This window comes from Mesomycoplasma ovipneumoniae (assembly GCF_038095995.1).
Classification (GTDB): domain Bacteria; phylum Bacillota_I; class Bacilli_A; order Mycoplasmatales; family Metamycoplasmataceae; genus Mesomycoplasma; species Mesomycoplasma ovipneumoniae_F.
Map to the genome: position 1 here is coordinate 555,962 of NZ_CP146005.1, position 24,197 is coordinate 580,158.

General features: G+C 28.7%; 20 protein-coding genes and 1 riboswitch. Of the genes, 7 read left to right on the top strand and 13 right to left on the bottom strand.

The features are described from left to right. Positions 1-116: 116 nt before the first annotated feature. The 6 genes from V3249_RS02090 to V3249_RS02115 all read right to left on the bottom strand — a co-directional run bounded on the left by V3249_RS02090 (position 117) and on the right by V3249_RS02115 (position 6,494). On the bottom strand, positions 117-530 hold the full coding sequence (locus tag V3249_RS02090; RefSeq protein ID WP_313359606.1) for a hypothetical protein: 414 nt from the start codon (positions 528-530) through the stop codon (positions 117-119). A 796-nt stretch (positions 531-1,326) separates the two neighbouring features. Further along, entirely contained in the window at positions 1,327-3,036 is a 1,710-nt protein-coding gene (locus V3249_RS02095) for an ABC transporter permease subunit (protein WP_332977216.1), read from the bottom strand. Next, positions 3,017-3,802: an ATP-binding cassette domain-containing protein gene (locus V3249_RS02100; protein ID WP_341433020.1), complete on the bottom strand. Its 786-nt coding sequence runs from the start codon at positions 3,800-3,802 to the stop codon at positions 3,017-3,019. Before V3249_RS02100 ends, V3249_RS02095 begins: the two co-directional genes overlap by 20 nt. Then, positions 3,780-4,958, bottom strand: a complete 1,179-nt coding sequence (gene cypl / locus V3249_RS02105) for an ABC transporter thiamine pyrophosphate-binding lipoprotein p37/Cypl (RefSeq protein WP_341517657.1) — start codon at positions 4,956-4,958, stop codon at positions 3,780-3,782. Before cypl ends, V3249_RS02100 begins: the two co-directional genes overlap by 23 nt. Positions 4,959-5,114: 156 nt before the next feature. Continuing rightward, positions 5,115-5,206, bottom strand: a riboswitch (TPP riboswitch). 125 nt (positions 5,207-5,331) lie between these two features. Next, complete coding sequence (locus V3249_RS02110; protein WP_052328381.1) at positions 5,332-5,718, bottom strand: restriction endonuclease subunit S; 387 nt, start codon at positions 5,716-5,718, stop codon at positions 5,332-5,334. Beyond that, entirely contained in the window at positions 5,682-6,494 is an 813-nt protein-coding gene (locus V3249_RS02115; RefSeq protein WP_341517658.1) for a restriction endonuclease subunit S, read from the bottom strand. Before V3249_RS02115 ends, V3249_RS02110 begins: the two co-directional genes overlap by 37 nt. A 321-nt stretch (positions 6,495-6,815) precedes the next feature. On the opposite strand from V3249_RS02115, the gene glpK reads away from it, so the two are divergent. The 3 genes from glpK (at position 6,816) to V3249_RS02130 (ending at position 11,229) form a co-directional block, all read left to right on the top strand. After that, entirely contained in the window at positions 6,816-8,348 is a 1,533-nt protein-coding gene (gene glpK / locus V3249_RS02120) for a glycerol kinase GlpK (protein WP_341517659.1), read from the top strand. 13 nt (positions 8,349-8,361) lie between these two features. Continuing rightward, positions 8,362-9,099 carry an MIP/aquaporin family protein gene (locus V3249_RS02125; protein ID WP_337896732.1) on the top strand — a complete coding sequence of 246 codons (738 nt, stop codon included), beginning with the start codon at positions 8,362-8,364 and terminating at the stop codon, positions 9,097-9,099. Between the two features lie 93 nt (positions 9,100-9,192). Beyond that, the gene (locus tag V3249_RS02130) at positions 9,193-11,229 is read left to right on the top strand and encodes a leucine-rich repeat protein (RefSeq protein ID WP_337902431.1); all 2,037 of its coding nucleotides are present in this window, start codon (positions 9,193-9,195) and stop codon (positions 11,227-11,229) included. Between the two features lie 264 nt (positions 11,230-11,493). Here the strand turns inward: V3249_RS02130 and V3249_RS02135 are convergent, their stop codons facing one another. From V3249_RS02135 to trpS, 7 genes are all read right to left on the bottom strand, one after another. Next, on the bottom strand, positions 11,494-13,152 hold the full coding sequence (locus V3249_RS02135; protein ID WP_341517431.1) for an IS1634 family transposase: 1,659 nt from the start codon (positions 13,150-13,152) through the stop codon (positions 11,494-11,496). Positions 13,153-13,821: 669 nt separating this feature from the next. Beyond that, complete coding sequence (locus V3249_RS02140) at positions 13,822-14,160, bottom strand: IS3 family transposase (protein ID WP_337902429.1); 339 nt, start codon at positions 14,158-14,160, stop codon at positions 13,822-13,824. Positions 14,161-14,386: 226 nt separating this feature from the next. Further along, positions 14,387-15,004: a hypothetical protein gene (locus V3249_RS02145; RefSeq protein ID WP_341517432.1), complete on the bottom strand. Its 618-nt coding sequence runs from the start codon at positions 15,002-15,004 to the stop codon at positions 14,387-14,389. Positions 15,005-15,198: 194 nt separating this feature from the next. Then, the gene (gene glpO / locus V3249_RS02150; protein ID WP_337902427.1) at positions 15,199-16,332 is read right to left on the bottom strand and encodes a type 2 glycerol-3-phosphate oxidase; all 1,134 of its coding nucleotides are present in this window, start codon (positions 16,330-16,332) and stop codon (positions 15,199-15,201) included. Between the two features lie 53 nt (positions 16,333-16,385). Continuing rightward, complete coding sequence (locus V3249_RS02155) at positions 16,386-16,799, bottom strand: MAG3450 family membrane protein (RefSeq protein ID WP_337902426.1); 414 nt, start codon at positions 16,797-16,799, stop codon at positions 16,386-16,388. After that, a complete protein-coding gene (gene thrS, locus V3249_RS02160) occupies positions 16,792-18,531 on the bottom strand; it encodes a threonine--tRNA ligase (protein ID WP_157356169.1) in 1,740 nt (579 codons plus the stop codon). Before thrS ends, V3249_RS02155 begins: the two co-directional genes overlap by 8 nt. A 3-nt stretch (positions 18,532-18,534) precedes the next feature. After that, positions 18,535-19,518, bottom strand: a complete 984-nt coding sequence (gene trpS, locus V3249_RS02165; protein WP_341517433.1) for a tryptophan--tRNA ligase — start codon at positions 19,516-19,518, stop codon at positions 18,535-18,537. A 65-nt stretch (positions 19,519-19,583) separates the two neighbouring features. Here trpS and V3249_RS02170 point away from each other — a divergent pair, with 65 nt between their 5' ends. The 4 genes from V3249_RS02170 to V3249_RS02185 are packed head-to-tail and all read left to right on the top strand — an operon-like array spanning position 19,584 to position 24,192. After that, positions 19,584-19,940, top strand: coding sequence for a PTS transporter subunit EIIB (locus V3249_RS02170; protein ID WP_303535839.1), 357 nt, complete (start codon positions 19,584-19,586; stop codon positions 19,938-19,940). A gap of 44 nt (positions 19,941-19,984) precedes the next feature. After that, the gene (locus tag V3249_RS02175) at positions 19,985-23,179 is read left to right on the top strand and encodes an ATP-binding protein (protein WP_341517434.1); all 3,195 of its coding nucleotides are present in this window, start codon (positions 19,985-19,987) and stop codon (positions 23,177-23,179) included. Continuing rightward, complete coding sequence (locus tag V3249_RS02180; RefSeq protein WP_337902423.1) at positions 23,166-23,906, top strand: ribonuclease HIII; 741 nt, start codon at positions 23,166-23,168, stop codon at positions 23,904-23,906. The genes V3249_RS02175 and V3249_RS02180 overlap by 14 nt, the downstream gene beginning before the upstream one ends. Beyond that, positions 23,890-24,192, top strand: a complete 303-nt coding sequence (locus tag V3249_RS02185) for a YneF family protein (RefSeq protein WP_080684852.1) — start codon at positions 23,890-23,892, stop codon at positions 24,190-24,192. Before V3249_RS02180 ends, V3249_RS02185 begins: the two co-directional genes overlap by 17 nt. The last annotated feature ends 5 nt before the right edge of the window (positions 24,193-24,197 follow it).

Consider the following 24,197-nt stretch of genomic DNA (forward strand, 5'->3'; position numbering starts at 1 on the left):
TTTTTTAAATTCACCAACAAAAATTAAAAATGAAACTGATAAAAATAACAACATAACTCAGGTAATTCTAAAATTATCAACTAGTAAAATTGTAAAAACACAACTTAAAAAAATTGCTAATCAAGAATAAAATTTTCTTGAAGAATTTTTAAAGTTGCCGAATCAAGATGTAAAGCTCATTCGATTTCTTTTCAAGTTATTTGTTTATTTTTTGATTCTTTTAAAAAAGCATGTAATTTTGTTGCTATTTTTTTGTTAGTGATAATTTTTTCTAATGCTTTTAGAGTGATTTTATTTAATGTGGATTTTTTCTCTGCAGGTTTTAGGGAAATTTTTTGGTCACTTGTAACTTCTAGTTCGGATTCATATTGGCTAGTGTCATATCCGCGAATTACATCAAAATCGGCAAAAATTTGCCGTCATTTTGTTCCATAATTGAAAAATTTTGTACCAGGATTGCGAACTCCGTGTAAAATAGTTATAGAAATCTGCTTCTTCGGCCTGACATGAGATTGAAGTTTGTATGCCAAAAACGAGAATCCAGCAAGAGACCCAGCCAAAACAATTAAACTGATAACCTGTATTTTTTTCATGTACTTAGTTTAATTTTTTAACTAGTTTTTGTCTAAAAAAGGAAAAAAACATGAAAAAATATTTGTTTTTCATGTTTGTATTTATATTGATAAAAGAAATTTAATCTTAAGGATAAAAGTTATAATGAATATCCCGAGTTTGCCAATTTGATGGCAAAAATTCACTTTTTAGTGAATATAAACACTGAAAAATACCGGTAAATCCGTGCTTTTTTCCCTAAAATCCTAAGTTTTATTATTTTAAAATCAACCTTTTCAAAAAAAAAAAAAAAATGCTTGGTCAAAAATAAAATTATGTTATAATAAACCTCACTAAGAATGAATTAATAAATTTTGATATTGAATTAAGGAGGAATCAAGGATGTTTTTACCATAAAAAAATTAGAAATTGCGAATTTTGCATTATATTTTTAAATATAATGGAATGCCTTAAATTTGACCGTTTAGAAATCTACAAATTAAGGCTTTTAATTATGGCTCTTTCAAAACTTCACATATTTTTTTAGGCTCAATGTAAGTAAAAACGAGTTTTCTTTTTACATTGAGTTTAAATAGTAGTTGAATTTTTTTATGATTTTTGTTGTTTTATCCATAAATTGATTTTTGCCAGTGTTTTAAAATAGGTAATTAACTTTTGCAAAGAAAGTCAAAAAAGTGCCCAAAAGCGGACACTTTTTAAGATTATCTCATCAAACTGGCAAACTCGGGAGAAATTTAATTTTAAGGATAAAGGTTATAATAAATATTTTTTTGCGCCAACATTAAAAATCATATTTTTCAATTTGACCATGATCGCGAGTATTTTTTTAAAATAATTGTTTTGAATAGATATAATAATAATTTCGATAGATAAAATTAAAAACCATGTTACTCACGAAAAAGTAAAAAATGCAGTTCTATCACCGGCAATACCTGTCTGGGAAAGGGTTGTGAGCTTTTGTCCCAATAAAGATCCGCCAAAAATTCCATAAAGAAGCAAATCATGAATTGAATCTGAAATTTGAACCGATAAATATTTAAAATATTCCTTGTAAATTAACGGGAAAATATAGTGAGTTATTGTCTTAAATTTACTTCACTGGCGAAGTCTTAGCAATTTGTATTTTTGCCAGTCGATCGAATTAAGAGTTTCATTTAGTTTTTTTGCCATTCCAAGGCCGTTTTTAATTCCAACAAGAAATGTTACCCATAAAATTGGTTGAACAGCAAAACTCAAGAAAAGATAAAAAATAACAATTGACGGGATTATCCTAAAAAAGTTAAGTAAAAATTTAAAGAATGATCATTTAATTCAATGGTTTAATTTTTCATTTGCAGCCAGTAGTCATAAAATTGAAACTACACCAATAATTGCAAGACAGACAATAACTTGAGCTAAAAGTTTTCAAACCATGTAAATTGGATTGTCTAATTGTCCTTGTAAAAAAACACTTCAGTCAATAACAAAAAGTGATCCAAAAAAACGATTAATTTGATGTTGATTAACGTTCCATGACTCAATATCCAAAATGCTAATAATTAATAAGGTTAATATAAGAAATCCAAAAAAAATCCTTAAAATTCAATTGTAATTTACTTTTAACCATAAAATATATTTATTTTTTTGGTTTATATTAACAGATCTTTTGTGTAATATAAATTTATTAAAGAAAATTATTAAAAATTCTAAAAAAGTTGCAAAGACTAATAAAACTGCAAGTGGTATTCCGACAATTTTTCAACCCAATGCAGGATTTTGAACCCCATCATTAATTAAAATTCCAATACCAATAACTCCAGTTGCTGAAATAATCGTTGTTCAACGAATATTTGCTTCAAAACTGAATAAAAATAGCCCAAAAAATTTATTAATTACAAAAGGTAAAATTTCATTTTTAAATGCAAAGAAGCGATTTTTTCCTTTAATTATCGCTTTTTGATACCCGCTTAAATCAAGTGAATTTAAAAAAGAATAAAAATACCGATGTAACCAAATTCAAGAAAATCAAGTCACAATTAAAATTGCCGCTAATTTTGGAGCAAAAATAAGTTTTAAAGGATCAATTATAAACGTAATTGGAAAGGATTTAAGAATTATAATAATTCATCAAATTATGCTTTTTAAATATTTATTTTTAATAAATTGTGAGCTAAAAAGCGCAGAAAAAAAAGCAAGAGTTGCACCGATAAAAGTGCCAAGAAAAGTGTATTTAATTGTGATTCATAAAAATCTCATGCTTAAAGAAAAAACTGAATCACTATAATAAGGATGTTTGTTTGAAAAAGCAAACAAGTCAGTTAAATTTTTTTTAAAAAGGGTTCAACCATTATAATTAATTTCTGAAAAAATTGAGTAAAAAGATACAATAAACAAAACTAAAAAAACAAATGTGAAAAAAAGTTTTGTTTTTTTAAATCTTTGGTAAGGCTTGTTTTTAAATGCGCTAATGATCGTCATCTTCATTGTCATCCTTACCAAATATTGAATCTATTTGTTCTTGGTCAATATCTGAAAATGAATTATAAAAGTTAGCATTTCCATTGTTTATTAGTAAAATTCTGCCATCATATTTTTTCACTAAATTAATATTATGAGAAATAATAATTGTGATTGAATTATTTAATTTTCCAAAATTAATAATTAAATCAATAATTTTTGAAGCTGTTTTTGGATCAAGAGCTGAAGTTGGCTCATCAGCAAGAATTATTTTTGGGTGGTGTAACATGAGCTTTGCAATTTCAACTCGCTGTTGCTGACCTCCAGATAAGTCCTGAAAAATAGAGTAAATTTTTTCTTCCAGACCAAGTTGGCTCATAATTTTAATTATTTGTTCTCGTTGGCTTTTGGTTGGAATCGCAAATAAACTATAAAAAATATTTTTATACTTAGGTAAATTTTTAGCTAAATTTAAATAAACACTTTGAAAATTTATTGAAGTTGGTGTTTGAGTAAGATATCCGACTGTTTTTAAAAATTTTTTTTTATTTTTTTTGTTTTGATCTAATAAATTTTGTTCTTGCCAAATTAGCTTACCTGAAACAAAAATATTTTGTAAAATTGACAAAAAAAACGAAGACTTACCTTGACCACTTGGCCCAATTACAAATAAAAGTTCTGTATTACATAATTTAAAATTAAGAGGATTTATTAAATTTTTTCCGTTTTTATCATGTCTAAATGAAAAATCTTCAAAAATTAGACAGTTTTTAGTTTGACTTTGATTGGGCATAAATCTTACGGAATTCAGGGTCTTGTTGATTTACTTTTCTATAACCATTGTACCCAACGTTTGGGCCGTATTCATCTTTTCCGTTTTTTGCCAGATTAATAAATGCTTGGGAAATTAAATCAGCTTGAATTTTATTGAATTTTGGGCGGAATGAACCAATATCATATGAAGCTGGGTTTGTTAGCATAAAAATTTCAACTTTAGAGTCTGGTTTAGATTCTGTTTCGCTTGAAGTATATTGTTTTGAATCTTTTTTATTTTCAGTTCAAGCAAAAGAAGCCTCATCATCAAAAGCAATTCTAAAATTTGGATCTTGACCAATTGCATGGCCATCTCCTTGAATATATTTATCAGAATGTCCTAGCCGATCTTCATTTAAACTAGCCGATCTAAAACTTGAACCAAAATGTTTTTTTAGAATAAAATTCTGCATTTTAAATGTTCCAGCAGAAGTTAGATTTCCATGAATTATTCCATAATTTCTGAATTTAGGTCAGTCTTTATCATGTCAACTTTTTTTAATTTCAGCTCTTGTTTTTTCATCGCCATAAATCATAATCATACCACGGTAATATGAAATTATTTTTCGCGGGTTTGATTCATCATATAAAAATCGATAGGCAATTGTGTCTCATTTTTGCGCATCATTTGGATCACTTGACCATTCATTATAAGGAGTTTTATTAAATAGTTCATTTAATTGTTTTGCACCTTTATATAATGGATCATTTTCTGTTCCGTCGGTGTAAAAAACCGGCGATTCAGGGCTATTTTTAAAAGCTCATGTTAAAGTTTGGAGACCATTATAAAGTTGTTTGTCTTGGTCATCCTCGATAGTTGTAGTTGCATCAGCAATTACAAAATCGAGAGCATTAGCTGAGTTATTTGATGATTTTAATTGCAAAATTTTTGATTTTGCATCATCATTTCCAACAAATTCAAAATTCACATCAGGCAAGTCTTTAGTTTGCGGATTTGCCTCTTTTAGTTTCTTAAATTCTTTTGTTAAATTGGTAAGAAATTTATTAACTCGATCAGGTTCTTTAGATTTAAGTTTAAATCAACTTTGACCTAAACCAAGGTTAACTTTTGTATCTCATGTTTGAGCTAGTTGCTCTGGATTTTGATCTGAAGTATTGATACATGCAGAAATCACTAATGGTACTGTTAAAAAAAAAGAAAAAAAAGATAATTTTTTTAAAAAATTTCTTTTTTTAGAGTGAAATTTATTTTTTTTCGTCATTACAAACAATTTTCCTTTTGTGTTTTAGTAAACAAGGTGTTTTATGACGATTTTAGCATTTGCTTTTAAAGAAAAAAAGGACAAACTCGTTACGCTAGTATTACCTAGATCAACTTTTAAGAGTTTTTCTCAGCCCAAAACGGACACCTCTGTTTACCTAGTCTAAATTATAGCATAATCATTTAAAAAATTTAACAAAAAATAGTATGAAAAATCAAAATTTTTTTCAAAAAATTCATTTTTTAATTAAACTTAAGCATTTTTTAACAAAAAGCCAAAAATTTTTTTATATAAACATTTTAGCAATAAAACTATTTTTTAAATTTTTTAAATATTCAACTTTTTGCTCGTATGCAAGAATTAGTGAGTCAAAAGTCTCAAAGAATTGTGAAATTTTTTGTTGTTCAGCAACATCTGGGGTGAATTTTAGCTCAATTTGAGCAATATCAATAATTTTTAGAGAAGGAATAATGCCATTTGTGACATTTTTTTTCGTTTGAAATCCAATTGCAATGGCAAAAAATTCATTTTCAGGATATTTTTTTGATGTTAATATTCCACAAGAACCTGTTGCAAAAAATTTTCCTTTTCGAAAATTAACAACTCCAGCATTTACGCCTGCGGTAGTCCAAGTTATTAAATTTTCACCCAAAAATTCTTTATAATATCCCAAAATTCCGTGATTTTTTGTTTGTGATGAATAAACCGGGTAGATGTAGTCTCTCTCTCTCTCTCTCTCTCTACAGGTCTAGTTTTTATTTGGTTTTTGGTTAGTGATTCGCCTCGGGAAAGCTCAAATAAATTTTTGACTTGATCAGTAATTCAAGTTGGTTTGAAACCTTTGAATCTAATTGAAGGAAAATCTGAACTAAAATTAGCAAACATTTTGTTAGTGAAATCATTTTTAAGATTTTTCACGAGGCTCATTTTTTCTTCAAGTTCATTAACTAAGTTATCAAACGTCTCAAAAAGTTGCGAAATTTTTTGCTGCTCGCTAATATCAGGAGTAAATTTTAATTCAACTCGGGCGATATCCTCGCTTTTTAGAGAAGGAACGATACTTCTTGAGACTCGTTTTTTGGTTTGTAATCCAATTCCAATAGCAAAAAATTCATTTTCAGGATATTTTTTTGAAGTCAATATTCCGCAATGACCAGTTGCATAAAATTTTCCTTTTCGAAAATTAACAACTCCTGCTTTTACACCATCAGCCGTCCATGTTATTACATTTTCAGCTAAAAAATCTTTATAATACCCCAAAATTCCGTGATTTTCTGTTTGCGATGAATAAACTGGGTAAATATATTGTTCTGAAACAAATGTCCGAAAATCTTTTTTAGTTAAACTTCCACCGCGACTTATTGAAAATAAATCCCCCACTGCTTTTGTTAGTCATGCTGAGTCAAATTGTTTAAATCTGATCTGTGGGGAACATATTTTTTTTAACATTAATTTTCCTTGATTTTTTCAAAAAAAGTTTTTTTAGATTAAATATTTTACTACAAATTCACCAAATCTAGTTTAAAGAATATAAATTTAACTATTTTTAAATAAAAGTTAATGACTTAATTAAAAAAATCGCCTTGAATTTAAAAGCCTTTCAAGACAAAAATTTTTGCAAAAAATGTACTTTTGTTATCTAATTTTTAATTTTGACAAAAAATTAGACAAAATTAAAATTTATTATAAGATTTTACATTTTTATAAATAAAAAAATCTTAGCTAAATGGTATAATTAAATTAAAAAATGCACAAAAAGGGGGCTAAAAAATGGACAACACCATCAATCAAAAATATATAATGACACTTGATTCAGGAACAACTTCATGCCGAAGCTTAGTTTTTGATAAAAATGGCGATGTAATTTCCATTTCTCAAAAGGAATTTCAACAATATTATCCACAATCAGGTTGAGTTGAACATGATGCAAATGAAATTTGGAATACTCAACTCTATACAATGCAAAGCGCCAAAACGCGTGCAAATTTAAAGTCAGATAACTTTATCGCGCTTGGGGTCACAAACCAACGTGAAACTGTGGTTTTGTGAGACAAAACAACCGGTGAGCCGGTTTATAATGCAATCGTTTGGCAAGATCGCCGCACAAGTGACTTTTGTGATGAACTAATTTCACAAGGACACCAAGATTATATTAAAGAAAAAACTGGACTTTTAATTAATCCGTATTTTAGTGCAACTAAAATACGTTGAATTTTAAAAAATGTCCAAAAAGCCAAAGATGTTTTGGCACAAGGAAATCTTCTTGCCGGAACAATTGACACTTGACTTGTTTGGAAATTAACTCAAGGAAAAACTCATGCTACCGATGTCTCAAATGCATCAAGAACAATGATGTTTGATATCAAAGAGAAAAAATGAGACCAAAAAATACTTGATTTATTAGAAATACCAGTCGAAATTTTGCCAAAAGTTTTACCTTCTGCGGCCGATTATGGAATCGTTGAACCAAGTTTTTGATCAATTAATGCGAAAGGAAAAGTGCCAATTTATGGAGTTATTGGTGACCAACAATCTGCCTTATTTGGTCAGCTTTGCACTGAAGTTGGAATGGTAAAAAATACCTATGGAACAGGATGTTTTACCTTAGCAAATACAGGTCAAAAAATTGTTCAGTCAAAAAACAATCTTTTAACAACAATTGCCTGACAAATTGGCGACAATCCGGTTGAATATGCCCTTGAAGGTTCGGTTTTTATTGCTGGTGCAACAATTCAGTGACTTCGTGATGGACTTGGAATAATCGAAAATGCCGCTGATACTGATTATTTTATTTCCAAAACTGATAAAGACGACCACCGGACAATTTTAGTTCCATCTTTTACCGGACTTGGAGCTCCTTATTGAGATTCTTATTCTCGGGGTGCAATTTTTGGTCTTGAAAGAGGAACAAGAAAAGAACATATTATTAAAGCGGCCCTTGAGTCAATTGCTTTTCAGTCAAACGACTTAATTAAAGCGATGAAATCTGACTTAGGTCAGGAAATTACCTTAATGAAAGTTGATGGTGGTGTTTCTAAAAGCGACTTTTTAATGCAATTCCAATCATCAATTTCTGAGCTTGAGATCTCAAGGCCAAAAAACACCGAAACAACAGCAATGGGTGCGGCTTTTCTTGCAGGATTGCATGCAAAATTCTGAAAATCAATTGACGAATTAAAACAAATTTCACAAATTGACAAAACATTTAAACCACAACTTGACCAAAATCAGGTTCAAAAACTAGTTGCAAATTGAGATCTTGCTGTTAAAAAAACTCTAAACTGAGTAAAAGACATAAAATAAAAGGAAATTTTACATGGAAAATATCATTTATTTATCTGAATTTCTGGGAACGGCAACGCTAATTTTGCTAGGAAATGGCGTTAATTATTCTGTAAGTGCAACAAAAATGTTTGCAAATCAATCAGGAAAATGGATTGTTATTGCCCTGGGTTGAGCTCTTGGTGTGCTTTTGGGAATTATGGTTGCTAACGGAATAGCTCCTAAAATTTCTGTTGCCCATTTAAATCCGGCTGTTTCAATTTTTTTTGCTATCAACCAAAAAAATGCCGAACTTTTAGCGCTTATTCCTTTACAAATATTAGGGGCAATTTTTGGCCAGATAATCCTAAATACGATCAATTGAAGTCATATTAAAGAAACAAAAGCAGAAATTATTGCCTCATGTCACCACACCGGACCGGCATTTAAAAAATCTTATGTAAGCAACTTTTTATACGAATTTATCGGAACTATTGTCTTACTTGCCACAATTGCCTTTTTGGATAAATCATTTCAAACAATGGGACCAGTAATTGTTGCACTAATCGTGCTTTCAATTGGACTATCACTTGGTTCTTCAACTGGTTATGCCATAAATCCTGCGCGTGATTTTGGTCCAAGATTTATCTTTTTCCTTACTTCATTTGTCTTAAAAAAACATAATAATTTCTTGAATGTTAATAATTGAAAAGAAATTTACGGATTTGACTATTCATGAAATCCAATTATTGCTCCTAGTTTAGCCGCGGTTTTACTAGGTTTTGCGATTTAATTTGCCTTTTTTACTAAGTTTTTTTGATTTCTTTCTTGGAAATTTTTAAGCAATTTGCTATAATGTATAGTCAATATTTGGTTTAGGGGCATTATGAAAAAACTTAGAAAATCGTTGTTTTTACTATTAATAACTTCAGGGAGTTTGCTTTTAACTTCTTGTGGAGTTACAACGTCACGAATTGAGTTGCAAAACAAAAAAGATGAAAGTGCCAAAACTCAATCTCAAGAGAATGATTTTATTCAAAAACAAACTCTAACAACTGAAAAAACCGGCGATTTGCTAGATAATTCAGAAGCCCAAATTAGCCAAAAACCCATTTTTGAACAAAAAATTGATCAAAAATCAAATCTAGTTTCAATTCCAAAATCTAATAACAAATCAAAAATAGTCAAAAAACAAATTTTAAAAAATTTTAACCAAAATAAAAACCACAACCAGCAACAAAAGCAACTTTTAAGCCCAAAAAATGATAATAAAACCGAGATTATCACTAAAAAACAGCCAGAACCGGCTGTTTTTGCAAATTTTTCGCAAAAATATTTGCAATTAGAAAATGACGTCAAGAATTTTATTAACACTGAATTAAAGGAGCTCAAACACGAATTTTTCAGGGATAAATTAAATCAAGTAATTGACGAGGTTGAATATGAAAAAATTCGTGACCAAAAAAATCAAAATGACTCCTTTTTCAAAAATAACATCGAAAAACTAACAAAAATTTTTGATGAAGTTAAAACTAATTATAAAAGTTCAACTGATTTTTCACAAATAATTGAGCCAAAAATTCAAGTTGAAAAACCAAAAGAAAAAGACGAAAATTATTATCCTTTAGGCATTGAAAAATACCAAGATTATCAAGGTAATTTAAATTCTAATAATTCTGCCAAAAGTTTTATGAATTTAATTGATCCAAAAGATGTAAGAAATTTTGAATATCAAGGCTATAACGAAAAAAATCGCAAAAAAGTTGCTGATTTTACTAAAAAATTAATCGATGAATCTAAGGCAAAAACTGATCAAGAAAAAATAAAAATTATTTTTGACTGAATAGTTAAAAACGTAAAATATGCTTGAAATCTAAGTCGAATTCCCGCAGTTGAACCTTCGGCTGTTTTAGAAGAATTATACGCTGTTTGTGGCGGTTATTCTAATTTATATAAGGCGATGCTTGATTCAATTGGCGTTAAAAATTCAATTGTTATTGGTTGGTCAAAATTTGGTCCACACCAGTGAAATTTAGTTTTTGATACAAAAACCAAAGAATTTTTTCACTCAGACCCAACTTGAGGACAATTCAGAAGAAATGATGCTGAATTTGCAAAAGATCATAAAACTTTTAAAATTCTTGACTCATTTTATTCGGAAAACGGCCAAACTTATGAGTATAATTTAGGTGTTTCGCTTGTTTCTGCTAATACTAGCGATGCTAAGCCTGCCTTTGAAATTAAAAATAAGTCTAAAGTAGTCGGAATTTCTAATGATTTTCTAAAAAAAGCAAGCAAGTTATACATTGGTCCAAATGTTACGCGGATTGATTATCAAAGTGGAACTTTTAGTGTTAAAAGTATTGAAGTCGATCCCCAAAATCCTTATTTTGCATCAAAAAACGGCGTTTTATATAATAAAAACTTGACAAAATTAATTATAATGCCTGAAAAATACGAGTTTTCTTCATTTGCTTTGCCAAAAACAGTACAAGAAATCGAGGATTACAAGTTTTCTCTAAATGCAAAAAATTTAGAAAAAATCACTGTTGAACCGGGAAATTATTACTTTAGAGACTATGGCGGAATTTTATACAACAACGATTTAAGCAAAATTATTTTTATCCCTAAAAATTATAAAGGCAAAATTATCACTGCTAAAAATGTTAAATTAGACCCACATACATTTGCAAATAATCCAAAAATCACTGAAATTGAAATTAGCCAAGGTGCAAAAGAAATTCCTGATTTTACATTTAATTCTCTAAGTTCGCTTTCAATTATTAAAATACCACAGAGTCTTGAAAAATTTTCTGAAAACGCTTTTGTAGGAATTGATCTAAGAAAAATAAAAATAATTTACCCGCCAAACATTGACAAAAATGTTGCCAATGTTCTAAAAAAATTAAAAAAGATGCAGTAAATTCATTGCATCTTTTTTAATTTAGGAAAATATTATAAATATTAGGCAGAGTGATCTAAAATTACTTTTTTATTAAGTTTATTTGATTTTTCTGATTTTGACAGTTTGATGGCAAAAATTCACTTTTCAGTGAATATAAATATTAAAAAATACCCGTAAATCCGAGTTTTTTCCCGAGTTTCCCAGTTTGGTGAGGTAATTTTAAAAAAGTATCCAGTTTTAGGGACTTTTTTAAGTTTTTGGAAAAATTTAATTACAATTTTTTTACTGATTTATTAACACATCATGGTAAAAATCATACCTATTTCAAATATTCGGATCACTAGGAACACCATCGCGATTTTTAAATGTTATTTGCTGATCTAAAGTGTTAAATTCAACCCTTTGCCTTAATTTTTGCAACATTGTTACTAAACCAACTTCAGTTAATTGACTGTTTTCAAATAATTTTTTATCAGCAATATGTTTGTTGATTTTAAATATTATAGTTTTTAAAATAACTAGTGAGATAAAACACAAAAGTGTGTGAGCTAGAATATGCTCGTCAATTCTTAAAAATACGGGGCGAATATTCAATAAACCTTTTAGACTTCTAAAATTAGCTTCAATATTCCACTGTTTTTGGTATTTTCCAACTATGTCTAAAACATTCAAATTTAGTATATTTGTTTCATAAACATAGTAGCCATCAAATTGTTTGTCTTTGTCAATTTTGCTTTGATCCAATTCAAATTTCATGTTTGAAATTTCCTTAAAATATTTAGGTTTTTTACCAAACAATTTGTTTACTTCAATAAAACCGTCTTTATTTTGTTTTTTAATAAAACTTTGGATTTGCTCCTCGCGAGCTTTTCTGTCTTTTATCGCTCTTTTTGTACTGTAAGTAATAATTCTTCTTCTAATATTTTCGGTGTATCTTTTATTCTTATAAGATGAATAAAATTCTTCTTTTTTATACTTAAAATCCGCGCTTACATTAACATAATCGCTTGGATCTAGTAAATAATTTTTAAATTTTTGAGTCCCTACCTTTGCATGATAAGAAATAATGAAATTATAGTTTCTTGATTCAAGAAATCGAATATTTGCAGCAGTTGACATACCACGATCAGCGATTATTGTCATATTTTTTATATTATATTTGGATTCAACATCTAATACAAAAGGGATTAATGTACTAGAATCGCCGGTATTTCCTTTAAAAACTTTAATATGAAAAGGAATACCATTTTTATCACACGCTAAGCCAATGACAATTTGATCTTCTTTGAATTTAGCATCTTTAGAATAACCAGGAATTCTTAATCCATTTCTTTCAAATGTCTCAAAATAGACTGTTGATGAGTCAAAATAAAATTCACTGTCCCTTTTTCCAAGTTCACTTGTTACCATTTTATTAAGACTGTCTAAAAGTTGATTTTGTGACTCAAAAACAAGATCTAAGAGTCTATAAAAGCTATTTTTGGAAGTATTTATTTGATTTGAGTAGTCATCCTTTTTATCAAAAGCATTAATAATGCTGCCAGGATCGGTGATCCGTTTTGAAATTAAGTAGTTAAAAATTTCTTTCATATTTTTATGTCTACTTTTAGGAAGTGATTCAAAAATATTGTGCTTTTCAATAAGTTTTTCAATTAATTCCCCGCCAACAAAAACCGAACCTTCGATTATGGTGGAATTTTTAATAGAATCAAGTAAAGCAATCTTGACTTTATGCATGTCATCTAAATTTGAAAACAATTTCAATTTTTCTTTGATAATTTGAATAGCATTTGGATTAATTTTTTCCAAATTTTGCACATTTCCTAAACTAAATCACCGTTTTGGAGATTTGCCATAACCTTGTGTTCAGCCAACATATTTATATAGTTTATCTTTCGAGTTTCCTCAAACATTAAATAAAACCAAATTTTGCTTTTTCATAATTTATAATTATACCATAAAAATTAATTTAAAAATGTAATTAAACGGAATTAATAAAAAATAAGGTTTTACAGTAAAAAAACACCGATTTACGGGTATTTTTGCTTATTCGCATTCACTAAAAAGTGAATTTTTGCCTTCAAACTGGGAAACTCAGGAAAAATACCCGTAAATCCGAGTTTTTTGATTTAAAATCTTATTTTTTTATTATTTTAAAATCAACCTTTTGCAAAAAAAAAAAAAAATGCTTGGTCTAAGGAAAAATTATGTTATAATAAGTATCACTTAAGAATAATTAATAAATTTGATATTGAATTAAGGGGGAATTAGTTATGTTTTTGCCATAGAGAAATCAGAAAATGTTAATTATCCATTATATTTTTAAATATGATGGTATGCCTTAAATTTACCCGTTTAGAAATCTATATAAATTTAGGGCTTTTAGTTATTGTTCTTTCAAAACTTCATATATTTTTTTAGGCTCGCTGCAAATAAAAACGAGTTTTCTATTTGCATTGAGTTTAAATAGTAGTTGTTTTTTTTATGGTTTTTGTTGTTTTGTCCATAAATTGATTTTTGCCAGTGTTTTAAAATAGGTAATTAACTTTTGCCAAAAAAAGTTAAAAAAGTGCCTAAAACTAAACCAGGACAAAAAATAACAGTTTAATATTATTTTAACATCATAGCATATTGTTGTGGTGTTTTTCGATTTAAAATTGATTGAATTCTATAGTTGTTGTATCAAAATATATAATCTGCAATTATTTTTTTCAGATCTTCTAAAGTTATTCTACTGTAGTCTAACTCGTTTAAGCATTCACTTTTTATAATTGAAAATCAGCATTCAGCCTCCCTATTATCTAATGAATTTCCTACACGAGACAACGAAACAGTTCCTCCCATTTTATTTATTTTGTCAACATAGATTTTTGAAGTGTATTGAAATCCATGGTCTGAATGAATAACAAAATCTTTATCAATAGACCTAAATGTCTTTATATTATTCATAACTAAATTAAGATCATTGTTTACAGATAATTTAAAATCTCTGATTTTTTTTAGTTTTATGCTTAATTATTGCAGGCAAAAATACATGGCTATCCTTAACATCTCTGGGAGCTTTTATATATGTAACATCAGTAGCAAAAATATTTCTATTTAATTTATCATTGTAGTCGCGTTTAACATTATCCGGCAGTGCGAATTTGGTGTTCTTAATTTCGCTCTTTCTTCTTTATTGTCTAATTTTGCATACTAAATTCAATCTTTTTAAATGCCTTCCAAGAGTTCGAGGGTGAATGTAAATATTATATTTCATAGAAATATAAGCACTCAACCTTAAGCGACCATATCTACCTTCGTTATCAAGAAAGGATTTTTTAATTATTGCGTCATTTTTGTACTCCTTTACTTTTATAACTCTAGTTTTAGATTTTGCCACTGATTGTCTGCATACATTAAAAATTTTTGCAGATTTGCTGTAGGGAATATTTAGTGTTTTGGATTCACTAAGTTTTGCTGATTTTGATTTATTTTTATTGATTTCGTAATATCTCTTAGCTTTTTCTATTAATTCTTCTTTTGTAAATTCGTTTCAATCAGGTTCAATTGATTTTTTAGGTCTGCCACTCCCTGGCTTTCTGCTTGAACCCTTTTTATCTAATAATTGATCTTGCATACCATTATTATAGTATCTAATAATTTTTTTGATTCTTCGAACTAGTTGTGTTCTGGTTATAAAATTTGTATTTGGCGAAATATCATTTATATAATTTATTGTTTGTTTTAATCCAAATTCATTGTAAATTTTATAAATCATATCAAACTCGTCCTTTTTAAAGTGTCTTGACATTAGTATTCTCCTTTTTGTTGCATTTGAAAATTTAAAAAAGCTAACACTTTGAGTGCTAGCTTTCTCCTTAAACTCGGACAAAAAAGCCAACACCTTAGTGTTAATTTTTTTGCCTAGTTTAAACCGGACACTTTTTTAAGATTATCTATCAAACTGGGAAACTCGTGATAAATATTCGCTAGATTGATCTAAAATTACTTTTTTATTAAGTTTATTTGATTTTCAACTAATTTTACAATTTCTAAAGCAATTGCAGGGGCTGCTGATAAACCTGGCGACTGCATTCCGGCGGCAAAAATAAAATTAGGATCTTTATAAGAAGGTCGAATAACAAAATCACTATCCTGAATTTCAATCGGTCTTGAGCCTGCAAGTGCAAAAATTGTTTCCTGATAATCTAAGGTTGGAATAATTTTATGACCAATTTTTTGAATTTGCTCAACAAGACTAAAGTCAAGACAATTTACCTTTGATTTATCGATGTTTTCTTCGGCTGTTGGTCCAACTAAAATATTACCATCAGGACGAGGCGCGACAATCACACCTTTTCCATATTTTTGAGGCACTAGAAAATAAACATCTTTTACATCAGGGTGATTTTTAAGAATTAAATATTGACCTCTTCTTTGTTTTTGACTAAATTCGGAAAATCCGGCTAATTTTCCAATTTCATCAGCATAATGACCGGCGGCGTTAATAATAATTTTAGTTTGAAAAATTTTATTTTCATCATTATTTGTTTCAATTTCAAATAACTGTTGGTCATTTTTTGAAATTGAAACAACTTTTGTATTAGTATAAGAATCAACACCATTTTTAAGGGCAATTTCTAAAAAAGCAAGACTAGATTTGACCGGATCAATAACTCAAGAATTATCACACTCAAGGGCTAAAGATGCTTGTTTTGAAACTAAAGGATGTTGAGTTTCCAGTTCTTTTTTTGATAAAACTCTTAAATGTGATTGACTAAGTCCGTTGATAATTCCGCGCTCATAAAGATCATGAATAATTTTTTCTTCTTCTGAATCAAAGGCAAGAACAATGCTTTTTGCTTGTTGACGAGGAAAATTTACTTTTGGAAATATGTTTTCAATTCACAATTTATGTCCTAAAATATTTAGTTTTGCTTTTAATTTATGTGGTTTTGGGTCAAAACCGCAGTGAATTATTCCTGAATTTCCTGTTGTAGTTTCTGATGCAACGTATTTTTTAGTCTCAAGTATTGCAATTTTTAGTTTAAATTTACTCAATTCATAAGCAATATTTGTGCCGATTATCCCAGCGCCAATAATAACTACATCATATTTTTGCAATTTTTTAGTTTCCATATGTCACTAATTCCTTTTGATAATTTTATAACTTAATTATATCAAAATAATCGCTATTTATTGGTTGATTTTAGTTTGTTTTTATATAAACGATTAGCAATTTTCTTTTTGATAATCAATGACGGAATAATTAAAAAAATCGAAATTAAAACTAAAACAACTCGTAAAATTAGCAAAGCTCTTGTTGAATTAAGCGGATAGGTAAGCAGTAAAAAAGTTAGTGAAAATAAAATAACAGTATAATAAAAAATAAAAGAAAAATCGACCACTTTTAGCCTAGTTAAAATTAATGACGCAAAAAAACAGACAAAAAAATTTAAAATCCCAATAATGGCTAAAATTCAATATGAAATTATCTCTTTTTGCCAAAAATCAGGCGAAAAAAATATATAAATTAAGCTAATTGGAATAAAAATTACAATTAATGCAAAAACAAAATCCGGAATTTTTGTTATTTTTTTATACATTTTTTTCGCGGTTTTTTAGCAATTCAATAAAGTCAACTAATGAAATTTTAAAAGATTCTTGTGAACCAAATTCACGATAAGTAATTTCATTTTTTGCTATTTCTTCATCACCTATAATTATCTGAAAAGCAGTTTTTTGTAAATTTGCTTCACGAATTTTACGTGTAATTCGTTCAGATCTTAAATCAATTTCAGAATTATACCCTAAATTAAAAAGTATTTCATGGATTTTTTTACTATATTCATAATGTTTTTCACCAACGGGAATCACGATAATTTGCTTTGGTGAAAGTCAAAATGGTAATTTTCCTTTAGTTTGTTCTAACAAAATTGCAATAAATCGCTCATAAGTTCCAATCAAACCACGGTGAATCAATATTGGAGTTTCTTTTTGATTAAATTCGTTAGTAAAACTAATTCCAAATTTTTGTGGCAAGAGAAAATCTAGCTGTAAAGTCGAAATTGTAACTTCTTTATTTAATGCTGTCTTAATTTGAAAGTCGATTTTTGGACCATAAAAAGCAGCTTCACCGATTTTTTCAACATATTTTACGTTGTTTTGATCAAGAAATTGTTTTAAATCATTTTCGGCTTGATTTCACATTAAATCATCTTGGAAAAATTTTTCTTTGTTTTGTGGGTCTCTTTTTGAAAAAGAAATATAAAAAACTTTTATTTTAAAAAAATCAAGCACTTCTTGAATCATCTTAAAAAGGTGGCTAATTTCGCTAAAAATTTGCTTTTTTGTGACAAAAATATGTCCTTCAGTTAAATCCATTGCTCGAACTCGTTCCAAACCTGAAAGTGCACCTGATTTTTCATAACGATACAACCTAGATTGCTCTGAAACTCTAAAAGGCAAATTCCGATAACTAAAATGTTGCTCAGAAAATAAAATTATATGGTGTGGACAAGTCATTGGTCGCGGAATAAGTGCTTCATCTTCAACTTTAATTGGCGAAAACATGTCATCTTTATAATGTTGTAAGTGCCCTGAAATTTCATAAAGGCTTTGGTGACCAAAATGAGGGGTCAAAACTTCCCTAAAACCGTAATTTCGGTCAAATTCTAGTATTTTTTGCCTAATTTTGTTATGAATTTTCATCCCATTTTCAAGTCAAACTGGGAAACCAAGTCCAAAATAATGGCTAAAACTAAAAAGTTTTAGCTTTGAACCAATTCGGCGGTGATCTCTTTCTTGTCTTTCTTGCAAAATTTGAAGAAATTTTTCAAGATTTTCCTTTGAATCTCAACTTGTGCCATAAATTCTTGTGAGCTGCTTATTTTTTGAATTTCCACGTCAATAGGCACCTGCAATTTTTAGGAGTTTAAAATTTTTTATTTGATTCAAACTCTCAAGATGTCTTCCAGCACAAAGATCCTCAAAAAGTATATTGTTTTGTTGATCAACAATTGAAAAATAGGTCACTTTTTCAGATTTGTTTTCAAGATCAGATTTTAGCTCTTGTTTGTAAATTTGACTTTGAAAATCAAGATTATTACCTTCTGTTTGAACAATTCTTAAATTTTTTGAAACTAATTTTTTCATTAATTTTTCAATTTTTCCAAAATCTGACTCAGAAAGTGGAGTTTCTAGATCAAAATCATAATAAAAACCATCATCATAAACAGGACCAATTCCTAATTTTACATTTGGGAAAAGTGTTTTTATTGCAAGCGCTAAAAGATGAGAGGTAGAATGATTCAGTTCATAATCAATTTTTAATTCCATGAGTTAAAGCCCCATTTTTTGTTTTATTGTTTTTAAATTTGAATTTGCTATTTGATTTGCTTTTTTCGCCCCATTTTTTGCAAAATCATCAACAAATTGTAACATTTTTTGGTGTTTTTTTTGTAAATCTTCGAGAAAATTAGCAACGATTGTTCCGACTGTTTCCTTTAAAAACTTATAGGATTGATCTTGAAAAAAATTAAGGGTTTCTTCTTGAGTTTTATCAGTAAAGCCCATATAAATATTCAAAAGATTATTGATCCCCGGCTTTTCTTGGCTAAAATAAATTTTATTTTCAGAATCAGTTTTTGCTCTTTGAATTTTATTATAGGCTTCTTGAGGCGAATCGCTTAAAAAAATTGCCGAGTTTTTTTGGCTTGTTGATTTAGACATTTTTTTGGTTGGATCAGTAAGTGACATTATTTTTTGCGCATTTTGGGAAATTATTGCCTTAGGAATGGCAAAATCTGTCTTATAAATTTTGTTAAAACGATGAGCAATTTTTCGTGTAAGTTCTAAATGTTGTAATTGATCAGCGCCAACGGTTACAAAATCAGGATTATATAAAAGAATATCTGCAGCCATTAAAATTGGATAAGTTAGCAAGCCTGTTGGAACTTTTTCGGTATTATTTTCCTGTTTTTGACGAGATTTATCTTTAAATTGCGTCATTCTTGAGAGCTCGCCAATTGTTGTTTGGGATTGTAAAAGTCAAAAAAGTTCACTGTGAGCACTAACATCAGATTGAAAAAATAACACTGTTTTTTCAGGATCAAAACCGCATGCAAGATAAAATGCAAAAATACTAGCCCGGTTTTGAGTTAATTTTTCTGGGTCGATTGGCAAAGTAAGGGCATGAAGATCGGCGACAAAGATAAAATTTTCGTACTGATCTTGAAAAGAAAGACTCGGTTTTATCGAACCGAGAAAATTTCCAATCGTCAAGTTTCCAGTTGCAGTTATTCCACTTACTAATCTTTTTTTCATAGCAAAAAAATTTTAGCATAATTATATGAATTTTTTAGAAAATGAGTATAATTTAAAAAGATATTATGAAGCTAATTTCCAAAATCATTTATTTTCTTTTGCAAATTTTTAGCTTTGGTTTGTTTGCTAAACGTATTAAAGAAAAACATAATAAAACAAAGTCTGAAATCACCTTTGATGACAAAATCGGTTTCAAAGTTGATGATCTAGTTAAATTTTTAGGCGGGACTAAAAATATTGACTCATGTGATTTTACAGTTTCTAGATTAAAAATTAAATTAAAATCAACTGAAAGCATCAATGTTGAAGAAATTGGAAAATTAAAAGGGATTTCAGGTGTTGTTGTTGGTTTAAACGAAATTAATTTAATAGTTGGTAATAAATCTAAGGCTATTTGAAAAGCTATAAATAATTTTGAATAAGTTTAAAAACAGTTTAAAAAATCCTAAGGAAATTACATAAAAAAATGCAAAAATTTGGAACCCATACCCGTGAAACCCAAAATTCAACTGGTACAAATCAAAATTTAAGCTACGAGCGTTTACTAGCAAATTTAATCACAATTGAACGTGCAGATTCAGCACTTTTTACAAGAATCGACAACGAAAATTATATTGATTTATTTTCTGCCCTAAAAACTAGCGATCTTAGAAAATTAATCTCTTCGCCAATTTCTTCTGTGTCATTAACAACAAGTGAATTTGATGATTTTATTGAAAAAATAGAATCAATTAATGACAAAGATGAATTAATTGAATACTTAAAAAATTCAGACTACAAACTAAACCCGCTTGCCCAAAGAGCGCTTAATTCTGATTTTCAGTCAGCAAAAAAAGACATATTGAACAAAATATCATATAAAAAACAAACAAGTCTGGCAAAATGAAAACGTTTGATCAAAAAAGCTTATGATATTCTTAGAGATCGAAATGTTTGACCTTTGCACATTGGATTTTGCTATATTTCTTTGTCAATTGAAGACCGAAGTTTTTTTGGACCTTTATTTGTTAAAGAATGTGAAGTTACAATTGTAAATTCAGTGCCAAGACTTAATGCTGATGGACATATAAAATTAAATAATAAACTTCTTGCATTTTTAAAGAAACTTGACATTGATTTTAATTTTGATTTTGATTTTTCAGAATTTTCAATTGAAGAAGTAATTGAAAATGTTAAAAAATTTTATAATGATAAGTTTGAAATTCCTAACATTGAAGGAAAAATTGCAAAAGATGTTTCAACTCCAGAAGATACAATAAATTTTCACCCCGGAGTTGTTCTAGGATTTTTCAACATTGGCGGATCACATCAGCGTCAAATCATGGAAAAAATGATCAAAACTGGTGAAATTCACAACTTAATTGATGTTGATATTAATAAAACAACATACAGAAACAATGTCGAAAAATCAATTTTTTCACCGAAATTTACGGGATTTTTTAAAATTCAGCCAACTAATTTTACCCAGGATTGTGCCCATATTTCGGCAATTTTACAAAACACAATTATCTGAGGTCCTCCTGGAACTGGAAAATCTCAGACAATTGCAAACATTATTTCCAATGTTATTGCACTAAATCGAACTGCGCTTGTTAGCTCGCAGAAAAAAATTGCTCTTGTTGTTTTAAGAAAAAGACTAAAAATGATGTCATTTTTCTGTCTTTTTGTCATTAATGAAAAATTGGAAAATTATAAAGATTTTTACAAGCCAATTGAAGAATATATTGAAAATATTGAAAATTTCAATATGGAATCAAAACTTAAAGAAATTAAAGTTTTTTCCGATGATGATCGCCAATATTTAGAACTCTTAGAAAAAATTTTCCCTAAAATTGAAACTTTAACAAATACACTTGATGCCTATAAAACAATTGAAAAAGCAAACAATTTTTTTAAACTAAGTATTGCTGAAACTCTTTTTAAACTAAATAAATCGATTAATATCAATCCAAAAAGATCGCCACATTCAAGAACTAGTCTAAAATTACATATTATTGAGTCCAAACTCAAACGTAAATTAAAAATTTATGAAAAAGCAATGCATATGGCTTCTAACGAACTTCGCCAAGATGTTGACTTAATTCTTGAAAACCTAGCTAATTATGATGACAATTTGGAAAACATCTATAACAAAATTTCAAAATTAGAAATTTCTAATTTTGAAAATCTCGAAAAGTTTCTCAATTTTGTAAAAAAACCAAAAGTTGAAGTTCTTGATGACAAAGCTTTATTTATTTTCCATGCAAAAAAAGTCTTTGAAGTTTTAGCAAAATTAAATAATGACCCTGAATTTCAACAGCTCTACACTCGCTTCAGACTTAGTGTTAAGCAAAAAAAGAAAATGTCTCCTTACAAGTTTTTACTAAAACATGCCGAAATTATTAAGATTTTGTTCCCAGTTATTATTACAACTCCTGACATTGAACTTGTAATGTTTGAAAAACGTTATTTTGATTACATTATTATTGATGAAGCTTCACAAATGTTTTTAGAAGAAGCACTCCCACTTTTATTTTACGGAAAAATTAAAGTTCTTGTTGGTGACCACCAACAAATGCAACCAATTCGTTGGTTTGCTTCAAAAATGAATGATGAATCAGAAGATGATGCCTTTGCAAATATTGAATCAATTCTCGAATATGCTCATTCCAAAGGTGTTTTTAACATTATGTTAGACAAAAATTACCGTTCACATCATGCTTCCTTAATGTCTTTTAACTCCCGTCATTTTTATGATTCAGAGCTTAAAATTGCCAATAATCATAATTTTGAAGGCAATGATGTAATTGAAGTTCATAATGTTAATGGTCAGTGAGACGGTCAGCAAAATATTGTTGAGGCAAAAGCGGTTGTTGATATTGCCCAAAAAAATATCAACAAGTTTTCGACAATGATAATTTTGGCTTTTAACAAAAATCAGCAAAATGCAATTGAAAAAATAATTTTTGAATCCTATCCAGAAATTGAAAAATTAATCTATACTGATAAAATTATTGTAAATAGTCTTGAAAATATTCAAGGAGATGAGGCTGATTTAGTAATTGTCTCAGTTGCCTACGACCAAAGTGCAAAATTTGGTTCAACTTATATAGCGCGAAAAGGTGGAAAAAACGCCCTAAATGTTGCTACCTCTCGTGCCCGTCAAAAAATGATAATTTGCAAGTCAATAAATGCTGACGAAATTCAAAATACTTCTAACTCTGACGATCTAGAAATTTTTAAATCATGAATTAATTTCCTTGACCTTGATGTTCAATCACAAATAAATTATTCACGTAAAAATAAAGTACAACTTTCACTTTCAGAGTTAAAAAATGTTGCAAAATCAAGCTTTTTTGCTGATTTTCAGCAAGAATTTGCCGAAGAATTTTTAGGACTTTTCCCAAGTTTAGAGTTAAAAACCAACTATGTTGTCGGAACCGAGCAAATTGATGTTGCTATTTTTGATCAAGGCAAATTTTTACTTGGAATTTATTTAGATTCGCTTGAATATCGCAAACCTAAAGAGTATATTGAATATTTTGATGCAATCAAATTCATTCAACAAAAAAAATATCCAATTATTATAATTAATTTTGTTGAATGAAAACTCAATAGAAATAAAGTAACCGAAAAACTCAAAAAAGAAATTATCAATTTGAAGGAAGATGATCTTGTTTAAACCGGAATTATATCAGGCTGATGATTTAGTAATTGGCTGTGATGAGGTCGGTGTTGGCGAGTATTTTACAAATTTAACTGTTTGCTGCGCTGTTTTTTGCCAGTCAGAAATTGAAGGACAACTTATTGAAAAAATTGTTGACTCAAAACTTTTAAATGAAAAGAAGATTAGTGAACTTTTTGAAATTTTGGACCAAAAAATTACTTATAAATTTATCTCTTTAGAGATGAAGGACTATAATGATCTAATCCAAAAAGGACTAAACTCGCATGAAATCAAAGCTTTTTTGTATTTTAAAGTGCTTAGAGAGCTAGTTTTAATTTTTAAAGATGTTCCAATTGATAAAATTTTCATTGATGGTTTTGTCTCGGCGCAAAAATTTAGTCAATATTTTGCTAAAATAAGTAAATTTTTCAATATTGAGCCATGAAATTTTGAAAAATATCCCTTAATTTTAGAGAAAAAAGCCGACACAAAAATTAAGCAAGTTGGAGCTGCTTCGATAATTGCAAAACATGTCTTAAGTCAAAAATTCAACAAACGGCAAGAAAAATGAAAAGCAATTTTTCCGGCTGGTTCAAATCAAATTGAAAAAATTGTTAATTTTTGCCTTGGGCAAATTCAGAAACACGGGACAATTTTCCTTGAAGAAAATGTAAAATTACATTTTAGCATTACTGATAAAGTCTATACGAAACTAAAGGAAAAAAATGGAAAAAATAGCTAAATTATTTCAAGAAAATTCAGAACAAATTATCTCAAATGTCGGTACAGCTGGCGGAGTTGGTCTTGGTGGCTGAATTGGCATAACTATTGGTGTTGGAATTATTTTATTTATTATTGGCGGAGTGATTGCCTTAATAGTCTCAAAAAAAATGTTTGAAAAACAAATCCGCGAAAATCCACCAATAACTGAAGGCATGATTCGCGCAATGTACATGCAAATGGGTCGAAAACCATCTGAGGCACAAATTAGAGCGGTTATGCGATCAGTAAAAAACGCTAAAAAGTAGGAAAT